Annotated in this window: 7 protein-coding genes; 3 read left to right on the forward strand and 4 right to left on the reverse strand. The window is 62.0% G+C overall.

Annotation, left to right across the window (positions count from 1 at the left end; genetic code table 11):
• The coding region (locus A2J01_RS23110) for a helix-turn-helix domain-containing protein (protein ID WP_156519369.1) at window positions 1–262 on the forward strand (262 nt) is incomplete at its 5' end.
• On the opposite strand, the gene A2J01_RS23115 is transcribed toward A2J01_RS23110, so the two are convergent.
• Both A2J01_RS23115 and A2J01_RS23120 read right to left on the reverse strand, forming a co-directional pair.
• Window positions 249–1244: an ABC transporter substrate-binding protein gene (locus A2J01_RS23115; protein WP_064113673.1), complete on the reverse strand. Its 996-nt coding sequence runs from the start codon at window positions 1242–1244 to the stop codon at window positions 249–251. The genes A2J01_RS23110 and A2J01_RS23115 overlap by 14 nt on opposite strands.
• Window positions 1245–1250: 6 nt before the next feature.
• Window positions 1251–2645, reverse strand: a complete 1395-nt coding sequence (locus tag A2J01_RS23120; RefSeq protein ID WP_076948618.1) for an MFS transporter — start codon at window positions 2643–2645, stop codon at window positions 1251–1253.
• 119 nt (window positions 2646–2764) lie between these two features.
• Between A2J01_RS23120 and A2J01_RS23125 the strand changes: the two genes are divergently transcribed.
• Window positions 2765–3427: a TetR/AcrR family transcriptional regulator gene (locus tag A2J01_RS23125; protein ID WP_007730788.1), complete on the forward strand. Its 663-nt coding sequence runs from the start codon at window positions 2765–2767 to the stop codon at window positions 3425–3427.
• A 6-nt stretch (window positions 3428–3433) separates the two neighbouring features.
• Here A2J01_RS23125 and A2J01_RS23130 read toward each other — a convergent pair whose 3' ends face one another.
• Window positions 3434–4654 carry an SfnB family sulfur acquisition oxidoreductase gene (locus A2J01_RS23130; protein ID WP_064113674.1) on the reverse strand — a complete coding sequence of 407 codons (1221 nt, stop codon included), beginning with the start codon at window positions 4652–4654 and terminating at the stop codon, window positions 3434–3436.
• Window positions 4655–4752: 98 nt separating this feature from the next.
• On the opposite strand from A2J01_RS23130, the gene sfnG reads away from it, so the two are divergent.
• Complete coding sequence (gene sfnG, locus A2J01_RS23135) at window positions 4753–5877, forward strand: dimethylsulfone monooxygenase SfnG (RefSeq protein WP_007730790.1); 1125 nt, start codon at window positions 4753–4755, stop codon at window positions 5875–5877.
• A gap of 12 nt (window positions 5878–5889) precedes the next feature.
• Here the strand turns inward: sfnG and A2J01_RS23140 are convergent.
• Window positions 5890–6267: aldehyde dehydrogenase family protein (locus A2J01_RS23140; protein ID WP_156519370.1), on the reverse strand; the 378-nt coding region annotated here is incomplete at its 5' end.

Consider the following 6267-nt stretch of genomic DNA (forward strand, 5'->3'; position numbering starts at 1 on the left):
TTCGGAGTACGCCAACAAGATCGGGTACTCCGAGAAGACTGTGCTGCGGGCTACCCGAGCCGCTGCCGGGATGACGGCAAAGCAGTACATCGATCAGCGTGTGGTTCTCGAAGCGAAACGTCTGCTGTCTTTCGGCACGGACACGGTCACCCAGGTGGCGTCGAAGTTGGGGTTCGACGATTCTGCGAACTTCACGAAGTTCTTCGCCACCCGGGTGGGTGTTTCTCCGCTGACCTTCCGTCAGGACGTCAGAGCGCGCTGAATGCCGCCCATCGCGCGTCGGCGCTGTCGAGGGTTCCGATACTGTTCTGCCCCTTGCCATGTGCGATGCCGTCCAGATCCTGGATGATCCAGTAGATGGCAAAAGGATGGCTGCCGAACCAGAGATCACCGCTGACGTCCAGAGCGTGCGCCGGATCGGGTGTCAGGTTGTCGAACAGTGGAGTGTTTCGCACGATGGATGCGTCGTACTGCTGCCCGGAAAGTACGGCGACGGTCTGCGCCGCATGCTCGGGTAGGAGTTCCGGCGAGACGGGGGAAATCGTGCCGGTGTCTTGATTGTTGGTCGCGTTGACTTCCGATGCCGGCCTGGTGAATCCGGCCTCGGTGACCAGTGTGGAGATGGGAGTGGTCGGTGGCACGGTGAACAGGTTTCCGCTGTAGCCGAGAAGGATCGCAAGGCTCTGGCCGGCAGCCGCGGACTTGACGCCTTCGAGGCCGGATTCCAGCTTTCCGATCATGGCGGTAGCTTCGCTGCCTCGATCGAGCTGTGCCCCAGCTTGTTCGAGCACGTCACGCCACGGCGCCGAGTACGGGAGGACCAAGGTTGGCGCCACGGCGTTGATCTGAGCGAACAGGCTCGGTAATGGACCGGCATTGCTCATCAAGATTTCATCGGGTTCGACGGACGCGATCTCCTCGACGGCGGGGTTGGCGAAGAAGGTTGGCTTGTCGAGAACTTCGACGCCCTGCTCGCGCAGGATCGACTTGGCGACGTCCGATCGCAGGGTGCTGTAGACGACGGTGGGCTTCACGCCGAGTGCGAGTGCACTCAACCCCGCGTACTCGTCGAGCGCGAGAATGCGCTGCGGTGAGGCCGGAACTTCGACGGTGCCGAGTTCGTGGGTGACGGAGCGAGTTGCAGAGGCGGTGTCGGACTCGGCGGAGCTGCTGCACGCGCTTGCGCCGGCGACGGTCAGGAGAAGCGCCGAGACGATGCCGAATGCGGTTCGGGTGGTGAACATCTGAGGTCAACGATCCATTCGTGGGAAGAAGAAGGACAGGAGGGTACCGGCCAGCAGTAGGCCGGAGCAGACGAAGAGGGCTTGGGAGTATCCGGAAACCAGTGCTTCGGTCGGCGCGCTGTCCGAACGTGCCGTCGAGGAAGCGGCGACGCTCACGAGAACGGCTAGTCCGAGTGAACCGCCGATCTGACGCGATGTACTCAGTAGCCCGGATGCCATGCCGACTTCTTCGGGGGGAGCGTCGGCGGTGGCGACGTTACTGAGCGGCATGAACGACAGACCGATGCCGATGCTCGCCAGAAGCGAAGGCACCAGGATGACGGCCCAGAAGGGACTGTCGAGGTTCATGGTCGAAAACATGAAAGTTCCGATTGCGGCGACTGCTGTCCCGACTACGAGCAGCGGTCGAACTCCGTAGCGCGGAAGGAGTTTGGTGGACGCGAGGATGCCGATCACCAGGCCGAAGCAGAAGGGCAGGAAAGCCAGACCGGTGGTGGTCGGTGAATAGCCCAGCCCGCGTTGCAGGAAGAGTGAGACGAAGAAGAACGCGCTGAACTGTGCCGCGCACACCAGGCACATGATGGCGTTGGCCAGTCCGATTCGGGGTCGAAGCAGGGTGGACAGTCGTACCAGTGGTGTGGCGCAGTGGCTTTCGACCACAACGAAAGCAGTGAGCAGCGCGATCGTGAGCGCGAATCCACCCAGCACGTAACCTGAAGTCCAGGAATGTGATTCCGTGGCGATCACTGTGCCGACAAGGGCGGTGATTCCGGCCGTCGCCAAGATGGCTCCGGGGAGATCGAGAGAGCCGCCTCTGGCGGCTTGGCCGGCCGGCAGGCCGCGGGCACCGGCAACTGCGGCGATCAGGGCCACTGGTGCGCCGGCGAACATCACCCATCGCCAACTGAGCCCTTCGGTCAAAATGCCGCTCAGGACGACACCGAGTGCGCCGCCCAGTGCTGACGACATTGCGCCGATGCCGAATGCCTTGGCCCTGGCGCGTCCGGTGGGAAAGGCCTGACTGAGGGCGGCGAGCCCGGCCGGCGCGATCAGTGCAGCGCCGACGCCTTGAAGCGCCCGAGCTCCGACAAGCATTTCGGCGGACACGGAGAAGGTGCCGACGATGCTGACGAGGGCGAACAGCAGAAGCCCGGAAACCAGAACTCGACGAGTGCCCATCACGTCGCACAGACGACCGCCGAGAAGCAGCAGTCCGCCGAAGGCGAGGGCGTACGCGTTGACGACCCAGGACAACCCGGCGTCGGAAAAGTTCAGCGATTCCTGGATGTCGGGCAGCGCGACGTTGATGACCGACATGTCGAAGGCCACCAGGAACTGCGCTGCCGCGGCGGCTGTGAGGACCAGAGCCGGTGCGGCTACCGCTCGAGTTGTTGTTGTCATTGCAGGTACCTAATTTGTATACGCGTTCTCATAAGTAGTTAGGTTTACCTTGCTGGCGACTGAGATGCAAGGGGTTCCCCGGGCGAGATCGTCGTAGCAGGGGCGCGCACAATCGACGGATGGCCGAAAAGATGGAACCGAGATCACCGCGGCTCGGACGTCCCCCGACGATCACGTCGGAGCAGATAGTCGACGAGGCGAAACGGCAGCTACAGACCGGCGGCGCCGACGCGTTGAGCATGCGCGCGTTGGCGAAGTCGCTCGGCACCACGCCGATGGCGCTGTACCGGCACGTGGGCGACAAGGAACAGCTGATCAGCGCGGTGCTCGATGTGTACTCACAAGATCTCGGCGCGCTGGTCCTGCCGCAGGATCAGGTCGAACGGCTTCGCACGATCTTCACCGCGATCTTCGAAAAGCTGGCGTCGGAGCGCTGGATCATCGAGTTGCTTCAGCGCGGTGGCCGTGGTGGGAGCGGCGCTGTGGTCTTGGTCGATCGGGCGATGGCCGCGTGTGTCGAACTCGGTATGTCACCTCGTCGCGCACTGTTGATCTATCGAGCGCTGTGGAACTACACACTCGGCGCATTGCTCAACATCTACGACACCACTACGCGACCGGAAGGCAGCGTGTCACCTCTCGCGGTCAAGATCCGAGAAATCGGGCCCGAGAAACTGCCGGTGCTCAGTGAGGTGCTCGAGGACTGGCCGGGAGGGACGACGACTGAGAGCTACTTGGAAGGACTGGAAGTCTTGATCAGCGGATATATGAACTCCGACTGAGTGTGTTCACAGCAGCCCGTGCCGCGGTGGGATTGTCCCGGACAGTGTCCACCGGCCGATGTGCTGGACCTTCCACCTCGTCGGATCGTGCAGGGTGTGCGTGCGCGCGTCACGCCAGAACCGCGAGAGGTTCGCCGATTCGCCTGCGCTTCTGGTGCCACCGATCTCGAACAGCGTGCTCGTGGCCGCCAATGACGCCCTGGCACCGACCACTTTGGCAGTTGCAGCGTCGATGGATGCTCGGGCCGTGGAGTCCTCGGTGGGATCACGACGCGCCACGTCGATCGATCGCGCTGCTTCCGCCAAGAGGGATCTGGCAGCGCGAACCTCGATTGCCGCTTCGCCGGCGAGTTGAACGAGCAGTGGATCCTCCACCGCTGTATCGACTTTCGCCTCGAAGAAGGGACGCGCCTTTGCCGCGAGTTTCACGGATTCACGCAGTGCAGCCGACGCGATGCCGGTGTCGATCGCGGCGTGCAGGATCTGGGCCTGTGCTCCGTAGGTGGTCGGGTGAGTGAAGAGCGACGTGAAGGGTACGACATTGAACTGCGGTACCGAAACGGATTCCAGGGTCACGGTTCCGCTTGCAGTTGTCTTCTGTCCCATGCCGTCCCAGTCGTCGACGATCGACAGTCCGGGAGTATTCCGGGGTAGGTAGACCGCGGATTTCACCTGTGCGCCGGTCTCGGTGAATTGATCCGCATTGGCGGCACGCACCACGATCCAATCTGCGAAAAGCGCTCCGGTGCAATAGAATTTTCGACCTTCGAGCACAAAGTCTTCCCCGTCGGGGGTGAGAGTGGTGCCGTCGATGTCGATGGTCTTGTTGCCGCGCTCGCTCTGGGCGTTGGCGAACTGCTTGCCCGACAATGCTTCGGCGTAGAAGAACTGCTTCTGCTCGTTAGACCCCTGGTACCGGAGCGCTTCCAGGAAAGTGAAGTGGCTGTGCGGAATCTGCGCGATGCTGGGATCGCCCTCGGCGAGTAGGCGGAAGACCTCGGCCAACGTCTCGGTGCTTGCGTCGATGCCACCGAACTCCTTCGGCACCGAGAGTCCGAGCAAGCCGGACCGCGCCAGGGTGCGAACCTCGTCGTGGGGAAGGAGGCGCTGCGCATCGCGGACTCCGGCACCTGCCGCGAACTCGTCGGACAGCTGTGACGCCACCGAGAGCGCCTCGTCCTCGCTGGTGATGCGGTGCGTGATCTCCTGAATGTCCACAGCAGTCATGCTGCCACCGTTTCACAGTCGCAGCACCCACCCAACACTTACAACCTGTGTGATCGCTACCCTGGAAACCACTGGGAACTGCATGTTTGCTGGGTTTCATGTCTACTGAACGTATCGCCGACGAGATCAAGTTCGCCTACTGGGTGCCCAATGTCAGTGGTGGTCTGGTCACCTCCGACATCGAGCAGCGGACCAGCTGGGACTACGAGTACAACAAGAAGCTGGCACAGACCGCCGAGAACAACGGCTTCGAGTACGCCCTGAGCCAGGTACGTTACGAGGCGAGCTACGGGGCCGAATTCCAGCACGAATCCACGAGCTTCAGCCTTGCGCTTCTCCTGGCCACCGAGAAGCTCAAGGTGATCGCCGCGGTGCATCCGGGACTCTGGCAGCCGGCCGTGTTGGCGAAACTGGGCGCTACCGCCGATCACTTGTCGAACGGTCGTTTTGCCGTCAACGTCGTCAGTGGTTGGTTCAAGGACGAGTTCACACATCTAGGCGAGCCGTGGCTCGAGCACGACGAGCGTTATCGGCGTAGCGCCGAGTTCCTTCAGGTTCTTCGGAAGATCTGGACGGAGGACGACGTCGATTTCCGCGGCGACTTCTACCGCATCCACGACTTCACGTTGAAGCCGAAGCCTCTCAACACTCCGGAGCGCCCCAATCCCGAACTTTTCCAAGGTGGTAACTCGGCGGCAGCCCGTGAGAACGCGGGCCGGTATTCGGATTGGTACTTCAGTAACGGCAAGGACTACGACGGCGTCACCGAACAGTTGGTCGACGTTCGCCGTGTTGCTCGTGAGAACGATCGGGAGGTCAAGTTCGGGCTCAACGGATTCATCATCGCCCGCGACACCGAGGCGGAAGCAAAGGACACACTGCGCGAGATCATCGCCAAGGCCAACCGCCCTGCGGTCGAGGGATTCAAGAATGCAGTCCAACAGGCCGGCGCATCGACCGCGTCCAAGGACGGGATGTGGGCGGATTCGACGTTCGAGGACTTGGTTCAGTACAACGACGGTTTCCGCTCACAACTGATCGGCACGCCGGAACAAATCGCGCATCGGATCGTCGAATATCGCCGTCGCGGTGTCGATCTGATTCTTGGCGGATTCCTGCATTTCCAGGAGGAGATCGAATACTTCGGGGCCAAGGTGCTTCCGCTGGTTCGTGAACTCGAAGCAGCCGACAGCGACGAGCAGGTGCTCGTCACCGCCGGCTGATCGCCTGATCTCTCAGGACTTCGCGTGGCGTTTCGCCAGCATCCAACGTGAGATCTTCATGTCCCTGGCTTTTCGCTCGATGGTCAGCAGGTCCAGCGGAGCGTTGAACTTCTGAACGGCCAGTGATTTCACACTGCTGAACTCACGCAGCCCATCGGCTCCGTGGATACGGCCGAATCCGGAATCGCCGACCCCGCCGAACGGCAGGGCGGCGATTCCGGCGAATCCGAGAACCGAATTGACCGTGACGACACCGCATTCGAGCTTTTCGGCAATCGCTCGGCCCTTCGACGAACTCTTGGTGAACACCGAGGCGCCCAAGCCGTACTTCGATGCATTGGCGCGCTCGATCCCCTCGTTCATGTCGGCGACCTTGTTCACCACGACGCT

The sequence above is a fragment of the Rhodococcus sp. EPR-134 genome, from assembly GCF_001647205.1.
GTDB classification, from domain to species: domain Bacteria; phylum Actinomycetota; class Actinomycetes; order Mycobacteriales; family Mycobacteriaceae; genus Rhodococcus_F; species Rhodococcus_F qingshengii.